This window comes from Paenibacillus sp. NRS-1782 (assembly GCF_050467685.1).
Taxonomy (GTDB): domain Bacteria; phylum Bacillota; class Bacilli; order Paenibacillales; family Paenibacillaceae; genus Paenibacillus; species Paenibacillus terrae_A.
Window position 1 is genome coordinate 105,245 of sequence record NZ_JBITPH010000043.1, and the last position, 19,350, is coordinate 124,594.

At 47.9% G+C, this 19,350-nt stretch carries 20 protein-coding genes; 16 read left to right on the plus strand and 4 right to left on the minus strand.

Translation table 11 applies throughout. The features are described 5' to 3' along the window. Positions 1-14: 14 nt before the first annotated feature. Both ACIFQM_RS17075 and ACIFQM_RS17080 read right to left on the minus strand, forming a co-directional pair. Complete coding sequence (locus ACIFQM_RS17075) at positions 15-1,142, minus strand: GDSL-type esterase/lipase family protein (RefSeq protein ID WP_430040731.1); 1,128 nt, start codon at positions 1,140-1,142, stop codon at positions 15-17. A 226-nt stretch (positions 1,143-1,368) separates the two neighbouring features. Beyond that, positions 1,369-2,082: a GT-D fold domain-containing glycosyltransferase gene (locus ACIFQM_RS17080; protein ID WP_430040732.1), complete on the minus strand. Its 714-nt coding sequence runs from the start codon at positions 2,080-2,082 to the stop codon at positions 1,369-1,371. A gap of 202 nt (positions 2,083-2,284) precedes the next feature. On the opposite strand from ACIFQM_RS17080, the gene ACIFQM_RS17085 reads away from it, so the two are divergent. From ACIFQM_RS17085 to ACIFQM_RS17105, 5 genes are all read left to right on the plus strand, one after another. Continuing rightward, positions 2,285-2,992: a glycosyltransferase family A protein gene (locus ACIFQM_RS17085; protein WP_430040733.1), complete on the plus strand. Its 708-nt coding sequence runs from the start codon at positions 2,285-2,287 to the stop codon at positions 2,990-2,992. A gap of 19 nt (positions 2,993-3,011) precedes the next feature. Beyond that, positions 3,012-3,992 (plus strand): polysaccharide biosynthesis protein, encoded by a 981-nt coding sequence (locus ACIFQM_RS17090; protein ID WP_430040734.1) that lies wholly within the window; start codon positions 3,012-3,014, stop codon positions 3,990-3,992. Between the two features lie 2 nt (positions 3,993-3,994). Next, a complete protein-coding gene (locus ACIFQM_RS17095) occupies positions 3,995-5,344 on the plus strand; it encodes a nucleotide sugar dehydrogenase (protein ID WP_430040735.1) in 1,350 nt (449 codons plus the stop codon). Continuing rightward, entirely contained in the window at positions 5,337-6,167 is an 831-nt protein-coding gene (locus tag ACIFQM_RS17100; RefSeq protein WP_430040736.1) for a class I SAM-dependent methyltransferase, read from the plus strand. Before ACIFQM_RS17095 ends, ACIFQM_RS17100 begins: the two co-directional genes overlap by 8 nt. Before the next feature lie 89 nt (positions 6,168-6,256). Continuing rightward, a complete protein-coding gene (locus ACIFQM_RS17105) occupies positions 6,257-7,369 on the plus strand; it encodes a tetratricopeptide repeat-containing glycosyltransferase family 2 protein (RefSeq protein WP_430040758.1) in 1,113 nt (370 codons plus the stop codon). Here ACIFQM_RS17105 and ACIFQM_RS17110 read toward each other — a convergent pair. Continuing rightward, the gene (locus tag ACIFQM_RS17110; protein WP_430040737.1) at positions 7,361-8,239 is read right to left on the minus strand and encodes a DUF72 domain-containing protein; all 879 of its coding nucleotides are present in this window, start codon (positions 8,237-8,239) and stop codon (positions 7,361-7,363) included. The genes ACIFQM_RS17105 and ACIFQM_RS17110 overlap by 9 nt on opposite strands. Positions 8,240-8,470: 231 nt before the next feature. On the opposite strand from ACIFQM_RS17110, the gene ACIFQM_RS17115 reads away from it, so the two are divergent. The 5 genes from ACIFQM_RS17115 to ACIFQM_RS17135 all read left to right on the plus strand — a co-directional run bounded on the left by ACIFQM_RS17115 (position 8,471) and on the right by ACIFQM_RS17135 (position 12,609). Beyond that, positions 8,471-9,214 carry a class I SAM-dependent methyltransferase gene (locus ACIFQM_RS17115; protein ID WP_430065819.1) on the plus strand — a complete coding sequence of 248 codons (744 nt, stop codon included), beginning with the start codon at positions 8,471-8,473 and terminating at the stop codon, positions 9,212-9,214. A 23-nt stretch (positions 9,215-9,237) separates the two neighbouring features. After that, the gene (locus ACIFQM_RS17120; protein WP_430065821.1) at positions 9,238-10,260 is read left to right on the plus strand and encodes an MBL fold metallo-hydrolase; all 1,023 of its coding nucleotides are present in this window, start codon (positions 9,238-9,240) and stop codon (positions 10,258-10,260) included. Between the two features lie 53 nt (positions 10,261-10,313). Beyond that, positions 10,314-10,949: an NAD(P)-dependent oxidoreductase gene (locus tag ACIFQM_RS17125; protein WP_430065823.1), complete on the plus strand. Its 636-nt coding sequence runs from the start codon at positions 10,314-10,316 to the stop codon at positions 10,947-10,949. A gap of 128 nt (positions 10,950-11,077) precedes the next feature. Then, entirely contained in the window at positions 11,078-11,716 is a 639-nt protein-coding gene (locus ACIFQM_RS17130) for a TetR/AcrR family transcriptional regulator (RefSeq protein ID WP_430040741.1), read from the plus strand. Positions 11,717-11,823: 107 nt separating this feature from the next. Then, positions 11,824-12,609 (plus strand): SDR family NAD(P)-dependent oxidoreductase, encoded by a 786-nt coding sequence (locus tag ACIFQM_RS17135; RefSeq protein ID WP_430040742.1) that lies wholly within the window; start codon positions 11,824-11,826, stop codon positions 12,607-12,609. Between the two features lie 189 nt (positions 12,610-12,798). Here the strand turns inward: ACIFQM_RS17135 and ACIFQM_RS17140 are convergent, their stop codons facing one another. Continuing rightward, the gene (locus ACIFQM_RS17140) at positions 12,799-13,356 is read right to left on the minus strand and encodes a phosphatidylglycerophosphatase A family protein (RefSeq protein WP_430040743.1); all 558 of its coding nucleotides are present in this window, start codon (positions 13,354-13,356) and stop codon (positions 12,799-12,801) included. 152 nt (positions 13,357-13,508) lie between these two features. Here ACIFQM_RS17140 and ACIFQM_RS17145 point away from each other — a divergent pair, with 152 nt between their 5' ends. The 6 genes from ACIFQM_RS17145 to ACIFQM_RS17170 all read left to right on the plus strand — a co-directional run bounded on the left by ACIFQM_RS17145 (position 13,509) and on the right by ACIFQM_RS17170 (position 19,302). Further along, the gene (locus tag ACIFQM_RS17145) at positions 13,509-14,567 is read left to right on the plus strand and encodes a GerMN domain-containing protein (RefSeq protein WP_430065825.1); all 1,059 of its coding nucleotides are present in this window, start codon (positions 13,509-13,511) and stop codon (positions 14,565-14,567) included. 93 nt (positions 14,568-14,660) lie between these two features. After that, positions 14,661-15,422 carry a ribonuclease PH gene (gene rph / locus ACIFQM_RS17150; protein WP_430040745.1) on the plus strand — a complete coding sequence of 254 codons (762 nt, stop codon included), beginning with the start codon at positions 14,661-14,663 and terminating at the stop codon, positions 15,420-15,422. Then, positions 15,422-16,054 (plus strand): XTP/dITP diphosphatase, encoded by a 633-nt coding sequence (locus tag ACIFQM_RS17155; RefSeq protein WP_430040746.1) that lies wholly within the window; start codon positions 15,422-15,424, stop codon positions 16,052-16,054. Before rph ends, ACIFQM_RS17155 begins: the two co-directional genes overlap by 1 nt. Before the next feature lie 906 nt (positions 16,055-16,960). Then, positions 16,961-17,593, plus strand: coding sequence for a DUF4367 domain-containing protein (locus ACIFQM_RS17160; RefSeq protein WP_430040747.1), 633 nt, complete (start codon positions 16,961-16,963; stop codon positions 17,591-17,593). Positions 17,594-18,051: 458 nt separating this feature from the next. Then, positions 18,052-18,615 (plus strand): hypothetical protein, encoded by a 564-nt coding sequence (locus ACIFQM_RS17165; RefSeq protein WP_430040748.1) that lies wholly within the window; start codon positions 18,052-18,054, stop codon positions 18,613-18,615. Between the two features lie 45 nt (positions 18,616-18,660). Further along, on the plus strand, positions 18,661-19,302 hold the full coding sequence (locus ACIFQM_RS17170; protein ID WP_430047781.1) for a hypothetical protein: 642 nt from the start codon (positions 18,661-18,663) through the stop codon (positions 19,300-19,302). Positions 19,303-19,350 lie beyond the last annotated feature (48 nt).

The window sequence follows — 19,350 nt, forward strand, 5'->3', positions numbered from 1 at the left end:
CTACTTCATGGATTCTAATTCTTTAAAATTTCTCGCAAATACCCTGTCAACACATTTGCCGCTTGGGTATGGGCGAGAAGCCCTGGATGGCTGCGAGACCCTATCGTTTCTTCCATCGTGTTAGGCAGTTGGAACACGGACACATTCCGATCCCTCGTACTTTTCTTGTACGCGTCTACCGCCCGGTAAATCGCTGGCATTATCGGAGTACCAAGCATCCCATAGGCCCAAACAATATGGGCAGCGGGATTACAGGTACGAAGCTTGACAAGAAAATTTGTGGTAGCGTTTTCAAAAGCTTGTGAATCTTCTTCATTGAATGTGCCATCCTCGTTCAAGCGTTGCTTGTACACTTTCCCACTTACGGGGTCCGTCCATGCAGGAGAATAAAAGGCTCCCCCGTCATTAGTCCCCAAATTCACCACGACCACATCCGGCTGCCATGAGGTAAAATCATGATCGGAAAATGCCCCTAATGCTTTATTTCGCTCTCCAGTGAGCACACCACATACCTGCTCATAATATGCCGGAATGTTCGCATGCGGATTATTATCCCAGCTTGTTAGGACACCCCATCCGCTTTGTGATAACACTCGGTAGTCCGCATTCAGTGCTTCGGCAGCTATGGCTGTATAATTGCGTAGTGCCGTGAACAGCATGGGGACCCAGTCTGTCTCCTCCTTTGCTCCAATCGTTCCTTCTCCTGAGGTAATGCTGTCACCGATAAATTCCACCTTGTGGGGCTTATCTGTGACAGGCAGCAATTTACCGTCAACCCTCAGGGCATGAATTTGCAACAAGCAGCGCGAGTCCGAGCTCATAGGCTGGACATCCTTGACCACCCGGACATTTTTAACCATGTCAGGATTCATTCCTCTCAAAAGACAAATCCAATGCCGTCCTGCCGTCACCATCAAGCGACTCATCGGGGCACCATTGATGACAATACTGATCCAGTGCTCATACACCTGGTAATCGGCCTCCATTTCAATCCACAGCTCCGAGCCCTTGATATTCAATTCAATGCCGCTGCCTGTCCAAAATAGAGTTAGTGGTGTAAGTGTTTGCGTAGTTCGACCGTGAACCTTTACATGCTTAGCTTTGGTAAGTGGATATGTCTTCAATTTCTTGTTAGGTGTCATTTCTAATCTCCTCCTTATAATCTCCAAATTTAACTCTAGTTTCTATAATATTGTAAAATAAGTGACGGGAAATCTCAAAGTCTATTTTTAAGCAAGTAAGGTTTCATGGCTTTAAATAGATATTCCATGCGACCACGGACTTTAGGACGGTTTGTAATAGCTAAAAGCACCAGCAAATCTTGAATGTGCTGGTGCTTTTCTTGATAAGAGAAGCCAAGGCTATCCATTAATTCGCTTTGCCGAACATCACGATGTTAATCGCCTTGCCGAAGTCTATCCCTACCTTGCCAGTGAGTTCTGCCGTTTTTTGCGCCAGAACGACCGCATTGACCCCGCAGGAGAATAGCGCAATCTCAAAGTCATCTTTATGCGCTGTGATCCACTGGAGCGTTTCATCCATTTGTTCATATTGATGAAATGCAAGCGTGTGCGGGATATGCAGCTGATACGGCTCAGCTTCAAGGACGGGCTTCACTTCGGCGGCTGTTCGGGTGACGAGCAGGATGCGTCGATTTTTCAGCATGTCCCAGAAAGCGGGTGTCGCAGCCAAATACCGGTTCAGGCAGGCATGGCAAGTTAGCGCAGGAGAGAGGCCGTAGTGAGTAAAAACCTGGTCAGTCAGCTCTCGCTTCATATAGGATGGCGCTTTGATAGATTCGTCATCGTAAGGCAGGATGCCAGCAATGCTGGCTTTGCGTACTGCCTCGGCCACCGCATCTCGCAATTCCGTATTCGGCAGAAACAGTCCCTTTTGTCCGAGATTGGCCTTGACCGCCCATCGTTCCTGCAACACCTTTTTCATCGGCCAGACGGTATCCTGAGACAAAATCAAATTTTCGCCATCCCCGATCCGAATGAGCGAAAAGGGCTGCTGTTGATCCAGTGCCAACTTCAAATGATTCAGTACCTCGTCGATCTCCAGATACTTTGGCTTAGTCATATATGCTTCCTCCCTGTCTATCTTTAGAATGGTGCAAAAAACTCTGTATTCTATCATATGTCGAAAGCGGCAAGGTTTTTGTATGATCGGCTATTCATTTTTGGATTCTACCTATTTATTGTAAGAGTTGATGCATCTGTACGTGCCGTTTCTCTAGCAGTTCCATAACTTGTGAAGAGACGGTTGAAAGGGAGGAAGCTGAATGAATCGCAAGATTGTCATTGAGATTAATTTTAATAACTACGGGATGAATCCCAATCGGCTGACACGGGAGTGGATCAGCGAGCGGCTGGATGTATTCAGAACCTTTACGCTGCGCAGCTTGCTCAGTCAGACGAATGCGGATTTCTTGTCTGTCGTCAAGCTGGCGGGAGGATGCAGTGACATCGTGGAGGATGAATTAGCCAAGCGTGAGCCGATTCCCGACCATATCCGCTTTGGTACCAGCATCGAAAGCAAGCGCCGGATTCATGCGTATATCGAAGCTGCGGACGAACTGCTGATTGCTCGAATTGATTCCGACGATTTGTATCACCAATCGTTTGTACAGCAGCTGCATGATTACGAATTTCAGCCGGACACGGTAGCGCTGGTGAATCAGATGGGTTACCTGTGGGATGCCGTAGAAGGTCAGATGGCACCGGTGTTTCACCGTTCGCCCTCCTTTTATGTGTTCCGCTATCAAGCGAAGGATTATCTGGAGGATTATCGTGTCGTCATTCCCGGCAAGGGCACGCATGGATATGTAACGGAGCTGCTGCATGAGGTGATTTCGCATCGCAACTACGTGAACGTCATTCACTCCGCAAATACTTCCGTAAAAAAAGTGCCAGTGAAGGATCGGCTGACAGAGGATGACATGAAGGCTGTGCTGGCTGAATTTCTGGGAACAGGCGCCGCAAATTCGTAACGGTCAGGAGGAGATTATATTGTTCAAAGGAAAAAAACTGCTGGTGACCGGAGGGACGGGATCTTGGGGGCAGCGTCTGACGGCGGAATTACTCAAGGAAGGGCCAGCGGAAATACGTATTTTTTCACGTGGTGAATTTGCGCAGATTGCCATGCAGCGTCAATTCCAATCTGATCCCCGGTTGAATTTCGTTATAGGTGATATTCGGGATCTACAACCATTGCAAGAGGCATGTCGCGGGGTGGACTATGTGTTCCATCTGGCGGCGTTGAAGCATGTCCCCGTGTGCGAGAGACAGCCAGAAGAGGCTTTCAAGACGAACGTATACGGTACGCAAAATGTAATCCGGGCCAGTATTGAGCAGGGAGTCACCAAGGTTATTGACGTCTCTACCGACAAGGCAGTAGACCCGGTGAATGTATATGGCATGACAAAGGCGATTGGCGAAAGACTGATGATTCGTGCCAACGATCTGAGCGAGCGCACCCGTTTTGTGTGCATTCGCGGCGGCAATGTGCTGGGTACAAGCGGAAGTGTTGTGCCGTTGTTCAAGCGCCAGATCGCGGAAGGGCAGGATTTGACGCTGACCAGTCCTGATATGACCCGTTTTTTCCTCACGCTTGGTGAGGCTATTGGCTTGCTGCTGAAGGCTTCTGTGGCGGCGATTGGTGGAGAGACGCTGGTTATGAAAATGAAGGGCTGCAACATTGCAGATCTGGCGGAAGTGATGAAGGAGCAGGCGGGCCAGCCAGCCTTGAAAGTAAAAGAAATCGGCATTCGTGGTGGGGAAAAGCTGCACGAAGTGTTGATTTCTCCTTATGAGGTGCCGCACACGTACCGCTATGATGATCGTTATTTTGTCATTCTCCCACAGCAGGCAAACAAGCGATTACTGAGCCAATATGGCGGGCTGGAACGGGTGAGCTTTGATCAATACCGCTCGGACGATGAGTTAATGGACCGCGCAGGCATTGCTGAGCTATTGCGAGGTATGGAGTAACGATGAAAGAGGTGGGTATTTTGCAACTTATGGAAAAAATAAGTAAAGGCACGGTAAAGGTTGCGGTGATCGGCCTCGGTTACGTGGGACTGCCGATGGCTGTGGAAATGGCACGAGCTGGTTATGACGTGTATGGTGTGGATTCCGATCCGACCAAAGTAGCCAAGCTGCTTCAAGGACAATCGTACATCATAGATATTGGCGATGATGCATTGGAGGGGCTGATCGGGCAGCGATTACATCCGGTTGCGGATATCCAGGTGCTGGAGCATTCGGATATCGTCGTCATCTGCGTGCCTACGCCACTGACGGATGACCATCAGCCGGATACGTCCTATATCGAAACGGCTATCGACCAGGCTATTCCCCATTTGCAAAAACAGACGCTGCTCATTCTGGAAAGCACCACGTATCCGGGAACGACGGAGGAACTGATCCGCCCGGTGATTGAACAGCGCAGGGGTTGGACGGTAGGTCAGGATTTTTACGTGTGTTTTTCACCAGAACGTGTCGATCCGGGCAGTGTTCATTTTAACATTCGGAACACGCCCAAGGTGATTGGCGGCTGTACGCCGGATTGTCTGGCAGCAGGAGTAGCCTTTTACGGCTCCTTTCTGGAGCAAATGGTTCCGGTCAGCTCGACAACAGTCGCAGAAGCCGCAAAGCTGTTCGAGAATACGTTCCGCAGCGTCAACATCGGGATGATCAATGAGCTGACAGCGGCCTGTGAGAAAATCGGCATCAACATATGGGAGGTGCTGGATGCGGCGGCGACGAAGCCCTTCGGCTATATGCCGTTCTATCCGGGGCCTGGGATCGGGGGGCACTGTATTCCGGTCGATCCGCTGTATTTGTCATGGAAAGCCGAGCAGCATGGGTTTCCACTGGAATTTGTGGATTTGGCAGACCGTATGAATCGGCGTATGCCGCTGTATATTGCGGAGCGAATTGAAACTCTGCTCGCCCAGGAAGGTAAAGCCGTGAACAAGGCCGAGATCGTTCTGGCGGGCGTTGCCTACAAAAAAGACATTGATGATGTTCGGGAATCCCCTGCTCTTGTCCTGTTTGAGCACTTAAAGGAAATGGGTGCTCTGGTGAGCTTCACCGACCCGTATGTAAAGAGCTTTAAGCTGAACGGCGAGGTCATCCCATCTCGTGCGGCGAACACCCGGCTGTGGGAAAGTGCAGATATCGTCGTGATCACGACCGATCATTCTGTGCTGGATTACCAGCATTTGGTCGACCATGCGCCACTGGTGTTCGATACACGCAATGCGACGGTGCATTGCACTGGTGGGCATGTTGTGATACTGGGGCATCCCGGTATTGGAGGGGGCGCCGCTGTTGGCTAACCGTGATCAGGTAAATGAGCGCTATTACGGGCAGATTAACTCGGAAGAATCTCATGAGGCTACCCGCAACCGAATCCACTGGATTTGCCGCCATGTGCAGGGTCATACCGTGCTGGATGCTGGATGTAGTCAGGGGATCACGTCCATTTTGCTCGGGCGGGAAGGCTTTGAGGTAACGGCCATTGATTTGGAAGAGAGCAGTATTTCATATGCAAAAAAAGAACTTCGACAGGAATCTGCACCTGTTCGTGGAAGAGTTCATTTTCAGTTAAAGGATATTGCTCAATTCGAACGTCCGCCCGGCGGATTTGACACGATTATTTTAGGCGAGATTTTGGAGCATTTTGCACACCCTCATACATTGCTTGCTCACGCCTACCGTTTGCTTCATAAAAGAGGGACACTCGTCCTGTCTGTCCCCTATGGATATCATCCGTTTCACGATCACAAGCGGACCTACTATGCCGGGAGCCTGTCCGGTGTGCTGTTTCCTTATGTTGATGAACAAGCGCTGGAGGTGCATCACAAATATTTGTGTTTCGCAGGCCGTAAAAAAGCGAAAGAGCTGCGTGAGGCCAAGCCGGGGGCAGAGCATCTGGCCCGCTGGATGGAGCTGGACGAGGAACAATTCCGGCTGGTGGAGCAGCAGCATGTTCGCAAAATGAATCAGCGCAAGGCAGCGCTCGACAAGGCAGTACAGCGAATTCGACACATGGAGGAGCGGGCATTGCCACCGGAGAGGGCTGCATGTCCTGAGGAGGCAGGCAAGGTGCAGCATGAAGGGAAAGGTGCATATACTGATGGCGGGTCTACCGGAAAATAGACCGGGAACACAGCCAACGGTAAAGGGGATGGCGTGAAGTCATGACGACGGAAATGCCCAAAACGCATAGCTGTAGCTCAGAAGGCTCTATAACTAAACCTCCCGTCACCATCAGCTTGTGTATGATTGTGAAAAACGAGGAGCAGACACTTGTCCGCTGTCTGGATTCGGTGGCGGACCTGATGGATGAAATCATCATCATGGACACAGGCTCCACGGATCGGACGAAGACCATTGCAGCCCGTTATACGGACCGGGTGTATACATTCGACTGGAACGACGATTTTGCCGCCGCCCGCAACGGATCGTTCGGCAAGGCGACTTGTTCCTATATTCTGTGGCTGGATGCGGACGATCTGCTGCTGGAGCCGGATCGGGAGCGCCTGCGTTCCTTGAAGCGGCATTTGTCTACGGACATTGACGCGGTGGTGATGCCACTCCATCTGGCGGAAGGTGATCGGGGGGAGCCATTATTCACCTCGCGCCGTATTCGTCTCGTAAAGCGAGAGCGGCTATACCGCTGGGCAGGGCGTCTGCACGAGGATCTGGTGATACCCGAGGGGCGAATCGCCCATTCCGATGTGGCTGTAACACACCGTCGCATGGAAAATCACACGCTTCGTAATCAACGTATCCTTGCCCGCTGGATCAGCGAAACTGACAAGCTGGAGGGACGACTGCTGTATTTTCACGCGAATGAGTGCTTTGATCGCAAGGAATATGCCGAGGCGGCAGAGGCGTTCAATCTCCTGCTGGGTGAGCCGAGCGGCTACCGGGAAGACCGGATTACCGCTTGCGTACGGTTGGCGGAATGCTATCTTCATCGCGGGGAGCCGGAGCAACAGCTGGATAGTCTGCTGCGCTCCTTCCGATATGATGTGCCGCAAGCGGACCTGTGCTGCATGATCGGTGACTGGTTTTTCACACGAAAAGAGTGGAGCATAGCCGCCTATTGGTACGAAAAAGCACTGGAGCAGCAGGGTGTGTCTGGTTTGCGAGCTGTTCTGCTGCCCTGCTACTCCTGGCTGCCGCATGTACGACTCAGTCATTGCTGCGCCAATCTGGGCAAGCTGGACGCTTCCAATGAGCATAACCAAAAAGCTTTGCGATACTTGCCTGAGGACCCGCATTTGCTGGATAACGAACGCAAGCTCAGGAGTGCTATTCAAAACCGTTCATCCTCAGCTCGTCCTTCAAAATAGTTCAAGCTGTTCCGGTTCATTGTTCTCTTCGGGCGGCTTGCGGGGTGGAAAGGGTTTAGGCTCCATGCCGAGCATGGTCATGAGCTGCTTGGCATTGGCGGCGGCATCTCCACCTGAGTTGTTGTTGAAAATAACGCACACCTCGCGGCTTTGCTGCTCCAGCTCCAGTAAACGGTCCTTCCATTCGGCCAGCTCACTCTCATTATACCGATACAGGTAACGAATCTCTCGCCAGTTGGGTGCGGAGCTTTGATTCCAGCCGGACACATTCCGTCCGTGGAGACGTACCACTGTCATATTGCTGTCCGTAGCCTGCGGCACAATCGGGACGGACCCCAGTCCCGCCTGCGGCTCGTCGCATACGCTGTGTATCCAGCCTTCCTCACGCATAAATGCCAGCGTTTGCTTTCGAAACTCGGGTGTGAACCAGCTTTGATGTCTGAATTCAAGTACGGATGGGACATCTCCCATCCTTTTTTTCGTATCACGCAGCACGGCGACGTTCTCACGTGTACAGTCGAACCAGGGAGGATACTGGAACAGCACAGCCTTGAGCTTGCCCGCTTCGCGGAGAGGCTGTATAGAGGTATGCAATGCTTCGTACATGGCATCCGTTGTTTTGAAATAAGGCTGTTTGCCGCGCGTATGCCCGGTCATGCCCTGATAGGCTTTGACGAGAAATGAAAACGAGTCAGGGGTTTCGGTCGCCCAGCGTGCCATACGATCCGTAGGCTGTACGGCATAAAAAGAACTATCCATCTCCACCACCGAAAAATGGCTTCCATAGACGCTTAATTTTTGATTGGCTTTGGTGCCGACCGGATACAGATCATCGTGATCGCCCCAACCCGTCAGTCCGATTTGAATCATAACGTTGCCGCTCCTTTCCTTCATGAATAGTATCAAAAGGCGTTCCCTTGATTCATTTTAATGATAAAATGGGGTGAATCGCATGAAGCTGGTATGAAGTTCCTATGAATATTTAAGCATAAATATGGTTATTGTAACATGTTGCTTAATCGTAATGTTTTTGGGTTTCCAGTTTAAAAAAGCTAATATAGTATGTAATAGAGCGAAATGAGTTCATGGAGGAGAAGGAATATGACAGAATGGTATGAGCAGAGCTTTGGGGAAGATTACTTATTAGTATACAAGCATCGCGATTTTCAGGGAGCCTATCAGGAAGTGCAGAAAATGATCTCCTGGCTCAAATTGCCGCAGGGCTCCAGCGTATTGGACCTGTGCTGTGGCATGGGACGTCATTCTCTTGCGCTCGCAGATGCCGGCTATAAGGTAACGGGCGTGGATTTGTCCGGTGTGCTGCTGCGTGAGGCACATGCTTCCGATCCTGAAGGACGGGTTAGCTGGCATCAGGGCGATATGAGAGAGGTGCCGCTGGAGGAAAGCTTTGATGCGGTGGTAAATTTGTTTACTTCCTTCGGCTACTTTGAGGAGGACGCGGAGCAGCTTAGAGTATTAAAAGAAATTTATCGGCTGCTGAAGCCGGGCGGACGTTTTATTATAGATTATCTGAATCCTGCGTACGTAGCTGCTCATCTGGTGCCGCATTCGTCACGGGAGGATGAAGGAAGTCAGATTGAGGAGCATCGGGTTATCGAGGACGGATTTGTGAAAAAACAGATCGCCATTCGTCCAATAGTAGTAGCGGGTGAAGAGCCTGCACGTGTGTATCATGAGCGCGTCAAGCTGTACCCATATGAAAAATTCCGTGCTTTGCTGGAGGAATCCGGACTGTCTGTAGAGCAGGTACATGGAAGCTATAACGAAGATAAATATATTGAAAATGCATCGCCCCGAATGATTTTTGTCGGCGTGCGTGCTTGATACGGAAAGGCGGATAGGAAGCCATGAGGATGCCAGAGCTGACGCCGTGTGAACGAATAGATGGAGGCTTTCAGGTCAAAATATCCATGTCCTTTCCACTGCGTTGGGTGAACAGCTATGTCCTGAAGGGGCAGGACGGCTTTACGATCGTAGACCCCGGCCCGCGCAGTACGGATACGGAGGAAGAATGGGCGCATGTCTTCCAGGAGCTAGGAATGTCCTTTGGTGATATCTCGGACATTGTGGTGACTCATCATCACCCGGATCATTACGGCTTGGCGGGCTGGATGCAGCAGCAAGGTCAGGCTCGTGTACATATGTCAGCGCGAAGCCATCAGGAAGCGATGATGATGTGGGGCCACACAGATGCGCAAGCGGATATCTCTATGCCGATGGAGCAGAGGCTGCCAAGCTTTTTTGTCCGTCACGGCTTTCCTGTGGAGCAGGTAGCGGCCTTGGAGCTGCACATGCAGCAGGCTCATCTGCAAGTGAATCCACAGCCTGACATCACTGTTATTCCTGCCGGGGAGGATGCCCGTCTGGAATGGGGTGGACGTAGCTGGCTGCCCATTGAGACAGGGGGGCATGCGCCCGGACATGTCTCTTGGTATGAGCCGGATAGCGGCGTTATTCTGTGCGGTGACGCAGTTTTGCCAAGGATTTCGCCTAATATCAGTCTGCTGCCGGGGAGTGATGCCCAGCCCTTGCAGTCTTTTTTAGACGGCTTGCAGCGTCTTGGCGAGCTGGAGGTAGCGTGGGCATATCCGGGGCACCGTAATCCGTTTGGTTATTTTCGTGAACGGACGCAGGCGCTGCTGGAGCATCATGAGGAACGACTGGACAAGTTCCATGAATTGATGCAGCCAGAGGGTAGTACAGCCTATGAGCTGTGTATCGCTGTGTTCAGCGACAAGCTGGGTATTCACCAGCTACGGTTTGCCATGTCCGAGACTCTGGCCCATCTGGTGGAGCTGGAGCGACGTGGTCGGGCCTCGATGAGCGAGACGAACCCTATCGCACGTTTCTATCCACTTCGCGGGAAATAATTGCGAAAGTTAACAGAAGGATCAACGGCATCCATGCCGGAAAAGAGGCTTTTATGAATTTGCTGCTGTTGGGGGCTACCGGACGTGTGGGGCGTTTTATTCTGGAATATGCATTGGCAGACGGTCATACCGTTACAGCCCTTGTTCGTGCACCGGACAAGCTGGAGGATTACATATTAAGATATGGGACGCTACTCCAGATTGTACAAGGAGATGCCACCATCGCTGAGGATGTAGCGCAAGCACTGGAGGGTGGGGGGACGGCTGTCATCAGCGCGCTGAATACGGATGGAACCACGACCTTATCCGTGAATATCCGTTTGCTGATCCGGCTTATGCAGGAGCAGTCCGTTCCCCGGCTTATTACAGTAGGGACGGCAGGGATTTTGCAGAGCCGGACGGAGTCGGGCTTGTATCGCTATGAATCCTCCGAGACTCGGCGGCGCAGCACTCGTGCGGCTGAGGAACACCGCCGGGTGTACGAACGGCTGCGCGATTCGGCGCTGGACTGGACGATTGTCTGCCCAACCTATCTGCCGGACGGAGTGCGGACGGGCATATACCGGGTGGAAAAGGATCTGCTGCCCGAGGGCGGTACACAAATTTCCACCGCAGACACGGCCGATTTTACCTATCGTCAGTTGAGTAGCACCGACTTTCTGCACACACGGGTAGGCATTGCCTATTGATGCTGTAGCAATTTTAGAATTTGACAAAAAATCAGATTTAGAATACTATGATTCTTATTGGTAACGACGTTTCTGATAAGAACATATTCAAACTCTATGTTAAAAATAGTAAGGAAGTGCATTAAACAATGTCCGAGCCATCGCATCCCTATAAAACCTATTCGGAAGTGAAGCTACAGCAGCAGCAATTGCTACGTCAAAATGTCATTGATGCCGCATGTATCCTTCTAGCGGAAGAAGGGCCTGAGGCCGTGACGGTACGACGAGTTGCCCAGAAATTAAGCTGCTCCACCAAGATTATTTACAGTATTTTTGGCAGCAAGGATGGTCTTGCCAATGAAATGCACCTGGATGGATGTCGGCTATTAGCCGAAACCTTTCAACAAGTTCCGAAGACTGAGGACGTACTCGCTGATCTGGAGGCACTAGGCTGGGCCTATTGGGAATTTGCACAGCTTCATTCCGGTTATTACAGAATGATGTTTGGCGGGGAGGTATCTGATTTCAAGCCGGACGAACACAGCTTGGAGGGTACGACTACGGCACTATCTCGAATTCTGGAAACCGTCATACACGCAATGGTGCAGGGTGAACTGGAAGAACATGATCCGCTGCTGGTTGTCCGGATGTTTTGGTCTGCTTTACATGGAGTCATACATCTTCAGTTTGCAGGTCATTTTTCAGAAGTAGGTATGGCTCAAGAGGTGTATGCATTTACTCTGAAGAATACGCTCGCAGCATTTAAAACATCCTCATCCCAATCTTAAGATATAAGATGTACTGAGGTCGTCATAATAGGTGACTTCAGTTCATTTTGCAGTAATGGTAACAATGTTTCTAAAATAAAACAAAGATACAATGGAGGTAATTCATTATGTTTATGTACGCAAACAAAACAGCTCTGATCACAGGTGCATCATCTGGTATTGGCGAAGCCTTTGCCTATTCGCTGGCAGCTCAAAAATGCAATCTCATTTTGGTGGCACGTAATGAAACGAAGTTGAAGGCGTTGGCTAAAGAGCTTTCTGCTAAATACAATGTAAAGACAACAGTCATCGCACTCGATCTTTCCGCCACAGGAGCGCCGCAAACATTACATCAGGAGGTTCAGAAACATCAACTAAAGGTGGATCTCTTGATTAACAATGCCGGCTTTGCCACCTATGGATACTTCGAGCAGGTTTCAGGAGAACGGCAGCATGAGGAAATCATGCTCAATGTGGCTGCTTTAGTCGATATCACACATGCATTTATGCCTGATTTATTGCGTAACCGGGATGGGGGATTAATCAATGTATCTTCCACAGCCGCATTTCAGCCCGATCCGTACATGGCGGTATATGGGGCAAGCAAGGCATTTGTGCTTTCTTTTACTGAAGCGCTATGGGCCGAAAATCGGAAACGGGGGCTTAAAGTTCTGGCCCTTTGTCCAGGCTCAACAGAAACGCCGTTTTTTGATATTGTTGGCGCAAGTGAAGCATCAATTGGAGTTAGGGAAACTCCCGAAACCGTTGTGAAGAACGCGCTGAGAGCATTTGAAAAGGGGCGTAGTCACATCATTTCCGGTCGTCAAAACTATTGGGTAGCTCAGGTATCCCGGTTGTTCTCTCGTCAATCCACGCTGGGAATTGTAGAACGTGCACTGCGCCCACAAAAATAAATTTAGATTGTAATCATTACGTTAGTCTACCCTATGCGCCGGGTCTGATCGTTTCTTATTCGAATCAGACCCGGCATATATCTGCTTACATAGATCAAGTGCTCAGACGAGACTCCAGCCATATCTTGTTCTCCTCTTACCTGCATATATTTGCTGTATTCTATCCGTCGTTATTTAGCAAGTTATTATTTAACGGGTGGTATCCGGGGCGCTTTCCTCCCCAAGCTCCTGCTCGCGTTCTGCCTGCTTGCGATGCGCGATACGACTGCTGGCCGAAGCAGCGATAGCCCCGACAATATCGTCCAGAAACGTATGAATCGGCCCCAGGCTTTTATCGTTCAGTCGTTCCAGCACACCCGGTTTAAGCTTGTCCACATAACCGTAATTCGTAAATCCAATGCTGCCGTATACATTTACAATGGAAAAGGCCAAAATTTCATCCACTCCGTACAGCCCTTCATCATTTTCAATCATATCCTGCAATGGGGGAAGGAGAGCGCCTTGCTCGGCAAGGATATCCAGTTGGATGCCAGTAAGCACCGCATTTTGGACCTCGCGCTTCATCAGCACCTTTTCCACATTCTCCATACATTCCTCCATCGTTAAATTCGGGTAATATTTTTTTTGTAAAAGCATGACCAGCTCTGCGATCTCCGTAATGCTTACACCACGCTTGTGCAGCCATTCGCGGGTGGCATCGGCTACCTTTTTACTATTCAGACTATAAGGTGCTTTTTTCTTGTCCATAAAGTTGAAGTTTCCCTCCTCGTATCATTCTGGATTTCTACTGCAATTATGACCAGTGTGTCCAGTCGGCTGAAAAAGTAGTTATTTTTTACGCGAGGCTCGTATACATATTAGTACAATCTGTACAAAATTGTTAGGGAGGAACTTCATTTATGAACATAAAACATCCATTGCGCGTGACGTCTGTAGTAGGACTGCTGTCCCTGCCGTTGTTGTTGTCCGGCTGTAGCCTTTTCGGCAATGAATCGGCGTCTATTGATCCCCCGCCATCCACGACGGAGCAGTCTATGATCAAAGCGGTGAGCGGAAAAGCTCCCATCAGCACTGGACAACTGAGAGCTGTATTTTTACAGGATCATAATGGTTTGCTGGCCCCGGTATCCTTACCGATTGCTACAGGTGATGTGCAGGCAGATGCCAAGTCGTCGCTGGAAACGCTGGTCGAGGGCGGGCCGTATGCCGGATTATTGCCGGAGGGCTTCAAGGGCGTGCTGCCCCAAGGTACAGAAGTGAAGAGTGTGACGGTGGACAAGAAGAACAAGCTGGCAGTCGTCGAATTCAACAAATCGTTTGGCAGCTACAAGGCACAGGAAGAACGCAAATTAATGGAGAGCTTGACCTGGACCCTGACTGACCGTCCCGATATTCAAAGTGTACAAATCTGGGTGGATGGCAAAAAGCTGAATGAAATGCCTGTTGGCGGCACACCGCTGGATCATCCGCTGACCCGCGCAGTAGGCATTAATCTGGAGGTAGGTCATGGCGTTACGCCGCTGGATTCCAGTCCGGTCACGGTATATTTTTCATCCTCATCTCCCGCTGGAGTTCAATATTATGTGCCTGTCACACGGCTGGTCAGCCCGGAAAAAGATCGGGTTCAGTCCGCGCTGCATCAGTTGATCCAGGGGCCGCAGACCCAGGACGGACTACAGGAGGTCATGACAGGGGAGACGGCTCTGAAATCCGTGGAACGCTCCAAGGATAACGTGATTACGGTATCGCTTTCGGATGATATGTTTGCCAAGGGAGAAGCGGTGCCTGCCGAGTTTCTGGAATCGGTCGTGCTGACGGCGGCAGACAATTCAGAGGATGCGGTTAAAACCAAAATCCGGATTGAGCTGAACGGTGAAAAAAGCGTGATTGGACAAAATAATCAGAATTATGGAGAGCCTGTAACCAAGCCGCAGCACATTAACGAAATTCCTCTTTAAGGGTGACGAATCGTCCTTGGGGTGCTTTTGCCTGCACACTTTGGTAAAATAAACGTATAAGAACAGGTTGCATACGACGTAGGAGGAAAAAGCATGAGTAGATCTAACGGACGAAACGGTGATGAGCTGCGCCCGATGAAATTGACAGCAGGAGTAAATAAGTATGCGGAGGGCTCTGTTTTTATAGAGGTTGGCGAGACGAAAGTCATCTGTACAGCTACCGTGGAAGAACGCGTTCCACCCTTTATGAAGGGACAAGGGAAGGGCTGGGTGACGGCAGAGTATTCCATGCTTCCACGGGCGACTCATACGCGTAATCAGCGCGAAGCTGCACGTGGGAAGCTGACAGGCCGGACGATGGAAATTCAACGTCTGATTGGAAGAGCGCTGCGTTCGGTTGTGAATTTGCAGGCGCTGGGTGAGCGGACGATTACGCTCGACTGTGACGTGATTCAGGCGGATGGAGGCACACGCACGACTTCAATTACCGGTTCCTTCGTAGCGCTGGCGATTGCTGTGAATAAAATTGCGCTACAGCACAAGCTGCCTGTTTTTCCAATTACTGATTTTCTGGCATCCGTCAGCGTGGGGGTTGTTGGCGGCAAAGCGCTGCTCGACCTGAACTATGAAGAGGATTCCAAGGCCAAGGTAGACATGAACCTCGTGATGACGGGTGGCGGCAAGTATGTCGAGCTGCAAGGTACGGGTGAAGAAAGTCCGTTCGACCGTCAAGAGCTGGATCAACTGCTCAGCTTGGGTGAACAAGGAATTCTGCAAATGATCGAGCGTCAAAAAGAAGTGCTCGGCCCGATTGCAGACAAAATTGGAGCAGGACGTGCGGGGGCTGGGGCCTGATGCTGTTGGAGGGTCCGGTTGTTATTGTCGCTACGAAGAATAAAGGGAAAGTGCGGGAGTTCGCACATGCCTTTGCTCCGTTTGGCAAGGAAGTCAAAAGTATGTACGACTATCCTGACATCCCTGATGTCGTTGAAGATGGTAAAACCTTTGCCGAGAATGCTTTGAAAAAGGCCAAAGCGGTCGGAGATGTGCTCGGATTGCCTGTGCTGGCTGATGATTCCGGCCTGTGCGTGGATTTGCTGGACGGTGCGCCGGGCGTATACTCGGCCCGTTATGCCGGAGAAGGCGCCAGCGATCACGAAAACAATATCAAGCTGCTCGACGTTCTGGAATCGAAGCAGCTTGGTGATGATACCGTAAATCCTTTGCTGAGCCCGGCTCAATTCGTCTGCACCTTGATTCTGTATCATCCGCAGACAGGGGAGACCCTGGAAGCGACCGGCTCGGTGGAGGGCTGGATTACAACGGAAACCGCAGGCAGCGGGGGATTCGGCTATGATCCGTTGTTTTATTTGCCGGAGTTTGAAAAGACGATGGCCGAGCTGACGCTGGAACAAAAGCAAGCCATTAGCCACCGAGGCGTAGCATTGCGTGACTTGGCGAAAAAGCTTGGGAATCCTCAGGTTTAGTTTTTAGCAATATAGCTGCTGGGCTGGAGTAACCTTTAGACGCGTCTGTTGCCTCACCGCTTTATTGAACGGCTAAATAATTAGGCTAACATATAACAAAATAAAGGATAGCTGATTATACCCCTGTCAAGTAGACAGGGGTATAATCATGTATAGACTTTTGATTTTTCCATTTCCATGAAGCTACCCCAGAATTCCTACCTAGATTAGTCTGGGTTTAATGGCATACGTTGGCGCAAGGAACCCGTTTACCAACGGAAACAGTAACAGCCTGGTCGGACCCCTTGTGCGGTTCAATTCCGCAGTGTGCCTCTGATAGATTGGGAGAATTGCCCATAGTTTTGTTGAAGAATTACAAAAATAAACTTATAATGTAAGGAAAGACAACCAAATGCAATATGCAGCTATTATTAGTGTAGCTGTATTTTGTACGTTCTTTATTAGTTATAAACACATACAAATAACCTTTTACATAATCAGTCTGATTAATAAAGTCCATTCTTGTCTCGGGAAGAAGGGGATTATTTCTATTTGATCAGAACAAGGAGCTAAATGAGCCGGACTAAAAATTTAGCAAATTTATGGGCCTATGGACAACAGGGAACCGTAGGAACGATTGATGGAAGTTTTGGTAGCGGTGTGAAATCGGGGCTCCAAAATTTTTAAAGTGCTAAAGGACTAACAGCAGATGGAATAGCTGGTTCGGGGACTTGGAATAGAATGAACTATAATGTCTCTGTTGAAGTTCCAGGAAGATCTTTCTTCTTATCTACTCCTGACAGTTCGACTTATTACGTGTTTTATGGGACAGGAGATAGTGGTAGTGGTATGAGATATGCAGTTTTGTATAAAACCAATAATAGGACCGTTACTTCAGGTACAGTATATTAATAGGAGGGGTTTAATTTGAAAAAACAATTAGTTGCTGTAGCATTAGGTGGTGCACTCGTAATAGGTAGTGGTGTATTTGTATATAATTCCTATGCTGCCGAATCGGAAGTTCCATTACAGGTTCCGGTTGAGACGAAAGCAGAAGCGATTGATGCTTCAACAGCACAAGCGCCGACGGAAACTCCAGCAGAGACAGTAGTTGAAAGCTCTACTGATATCGAAGGACTCATAAACATATCTGATGTACCAGCAGAAGATATCCATATTCCTAATCTAGCGCAGGGAGCCTCGCTTAAAACAGCAGCAGCGGCTGGGGACGTAAGTTTGAAACCATTAAACACAACAGCACTAAAAGGCGAGAATGGATTGGTTATTAGACAATCATATCGCGGGAATGATGGAAAAGAAATTATGGTCATTCAAACCGAATCCCACATGGATGAACAGGCTACTATTGAGAGTTTGAAAGACTCATATAAAGAGGAAAAGGTTGAGTCGACTAAAATCAACGACCATACTGCTGTTTATGTTGACGGGCAAGCAAGAAAGGTTGTTCATCTGATTACGAAAGATCACTTTTATACTGTTTCCTCTTTTAATAGCACTCTTGATGAGTTGATTGAAATTGCAAAAAAAATTCAAGAGTAATTTTTTGGTCGAACTAATTACTAAAAAACACAAACGATCCGTTTGTGTTTTTTAGTTTCCTTTTATGTAAACGTTTAGCTCTCGTACTTTGTGAACTTTTGCTCTTTCTTCGCTAGTAAAAAATCTCTCCAAATCTACAGTGTCCTTAAACTCCATAAAATAATCAAGTCTTTTTTCACTGTTCTACCGTTAGGGAATAATACCAAATGTGTAATCAGAATGGAGTCCTTTTAATTAAAAATTAATAAATAACATATGATTTATGTTATATTTTAACAAATAAAAGATCAAAAAATTTCGACATATTAATACAAAATATAACATAATTAGGTATTTATAACCGTTAAGAAATAAGTAAATATGATTATTTTTTTCTAGTATATTTTGATTATAATGATCATACATCCATAATATTCTATCATAAATTATGAGTGTAAAAAAAGAATAGGAGATAATATATGAAAAAATTGAAAAGTTTATCTTTGTTAGGCGTAATAACTTTATTGTCAATAGGTTCTAGTTCAGTTTATGCAGAAAGTGTTACTGAAGCAACTTATGAGAAAGCAATTAACCCTTCTGGAATCGAGATTTTTGCAGAGGCTAAATATCCTGGGGCGGGGACTTATTTTGAGCCCTATTCAACAACGAGAGAAAAATCTGCTGACTTTTCTATGGAAGTAACTAATACTGGAGCTGGTACAACTTCGGTAACGAGAACGGTAAGCATACGCAAATTTGCAAATGTTTCGGTTGGTGGTGAGACTGAACTGAATGTTATGGCCCAAAAAGTTAAAGCATCTCTGGAGGTAAATGCCGGAGTAGAATCTAATAAATCAGTTAGCATTACATGGTCTATTCCAGCGAAAAGTGTTTACACTATTAAAGCTGGGAGTGTAGTAGTAAAGACAAGTGGCTATATCGAAAGAGCTAATACTTCTGGTGTGGTTGTTAGCAGAAATTATAACTCTGGAAATTGGACTACTTCAGATTTTTCTGATAGTATATTTGTCAGAAAATTGTAAAAAAATATAGGAAACCAATTTTATAAACTGGTTTCCTTTTTTTATATGCTTAAGGAGGTGGCAGATATTATTATAAAAAAAACTAGTTTATGGATTTTATTATTTGTAATTATAACTCTGGTAGCCTGTAGCAGTAATACTAAAGAGATGGTTACAGATAATAAAAATCTTAACAGTAACGTGGACAATGAGACAAGCAAGAGCAAAAGTGAAAAGAAAAATGAAAATCAGAACAATGAAATGAGTGAGCCTTTTTTAACGGGGATTCATTTTGAAGAATCTAATGCCTTTATTGTCTATGCTTTCAAAATATCTCATGATTCTTCTGACAACTCAGTCTCCTTTCGTGTAACTTATAAATTTGGAGATAAACCTAGAAAATATATATTGGAAGGCGAACATCCATATTATTTTTATATAAGTGTTCCAGAAAGTTTAGCTAAATATTATGCTTTACCCGAAACTATACCTGTGAAGGGTGAAGCATTAATTTCAGATGATGATAGTCTGAAATACCAAGTTGATATCAAAGCTTCACTTAAAAAAGGTTTATCAAAGGATGTTATCAATTCTATAATTAATAAACCTCAAGGATATTCCTTAACTGTATTTGAAAATCCGGACTACCCTGCTAAACGAATAGTAGGTGTTTATGAGTTTGCTAGTACCATTCCTCCTAACACCTAAATTTAATCTAAGTTAGGGCTAAAATCAGATTGTAATAATAATTTGGTA

What these genes read in the sequence shown, in the direction of transcription:
- ACIFQM_RS17075 (WP_430040731.1), bottom strand. Translation starts at nt 1,142, where the DNA reads ATGACACCTAACAAGAAATTGAAGACATATCCACTTACCAAAGCTAAG.
- ACIFQM_RS17080 (WP_430040732.1), bottom strand. Translation starts at nt 2,082, where the DNA reads ATGACTAAGCCAAAGTATCTGGAGATCGACGAGGTACTGAATCATTTG.
- ACIFQM_RS17085 (WP_430040733.1), top strand. Translation starts at nt 2,285, where the DNA reads ATGAATCGCAAGATTGTCATTGAGATTAATTTTAATAACTACGGGATG.
- ACIFQM_RS17095 (WP_430040735.1), top strand. Translation starts at nt 3,995, where the DNA reads ATGAAAGAGGTGGGTATTTTGCAACTTATGGAAAAAATAAGTAAAGGC.
- ACIFQM_RS17110 (WP_430040737.1), bottom strand. Translation starts at nt 8,239, where the DNA reads ATGATTCAAATCGGACTGACGGGTTGGGGCGATCACGATGATCTGTAT.
- ACIFQM_RS17115 (WP_430065819.1), top strand. Translation starts at nt 8,471, where the DNA reads ATGACAGAATGGTATGAGCAGAGCTTTGGGGAAGATTACTTATTAGTA.
- ACIFQM_RS17120 (WP_430065821.1), top strand. Translation starts at nt 9,238, where the DNA reads ATGAGGATGCCAGAGCTGACGCCGTGTGAACGAATAGATGGAGGCTTT.
- ACIFQM_RS17125 (WP_430065823.1), top strand. Translation starts at nt 10,314, where the DNA reads ATGAATTTGCTGCTGTTGGGGGCTACCGGACGTGTGGGGCGTTTTATT.
- ACIFQM_RS17130 (WP_430040741.1), top strand. Translation starts at nt 11,078, where the DNA reads ATGTCCGAGCCATCGCATCCCTATAAAACCTATTCGGAAGTGAAGCTA.
- ACIFQM_RS17135 (WP_430040742.1), top strand. Translation starts at nt 11,824, where the DNA reads ATGTTTATGTACGCAAACAAAACAGCTCTGATCACAGGTGCATCATCT.
- ACIFQM_RS17140 (WP_430040743.1), bottom strand. Translation starts at nt 13,356, where the DNA reads ATGGACAAGAAAAAAGCACCTTATAGTCTGAATAGTAAAAAGGTAGCC.
- ACIFQM_RS17145 (WP_430065825.1), top strand. Translation starts at nt 13,509, where the DNA reads ATGAACATAAAACATCCATTGCGCGTGACGTCTGTAGTAGGACTGCTG.
- rph (WP_430040745.1), top strand. Translation starts at nt 14,661, where the DNA reads ATGAGTAGATCTAACGGACGAAACGGTGATGAGCTGCGCCCGATGAAA.
- ACIFQM_RS17155 (WP_430040746.1), top strand. Translation starts at nt 15,422, where the DNA reads ATGCTGTTGGAGGGTCCGGTTGTTATTGTCGCTACGAAGAATAAAGGG.
- ACIFQM_RS17165 (WP_430040748.1), top strand. Translation starts at nt 18,052, where the DNA reads ATGAAAAAATTGAAAAGTTTATCTTTGTTAGGCGTAATAACTTTATTG.
- ACIFQM_RS17170 (WP_430047781.1), top strand. Translation starts at nt 18,661, where the DNA reads ATGCTTAAGGAGGTGGCAGATATTATTATAAAAAAAACTAGTTTATGG.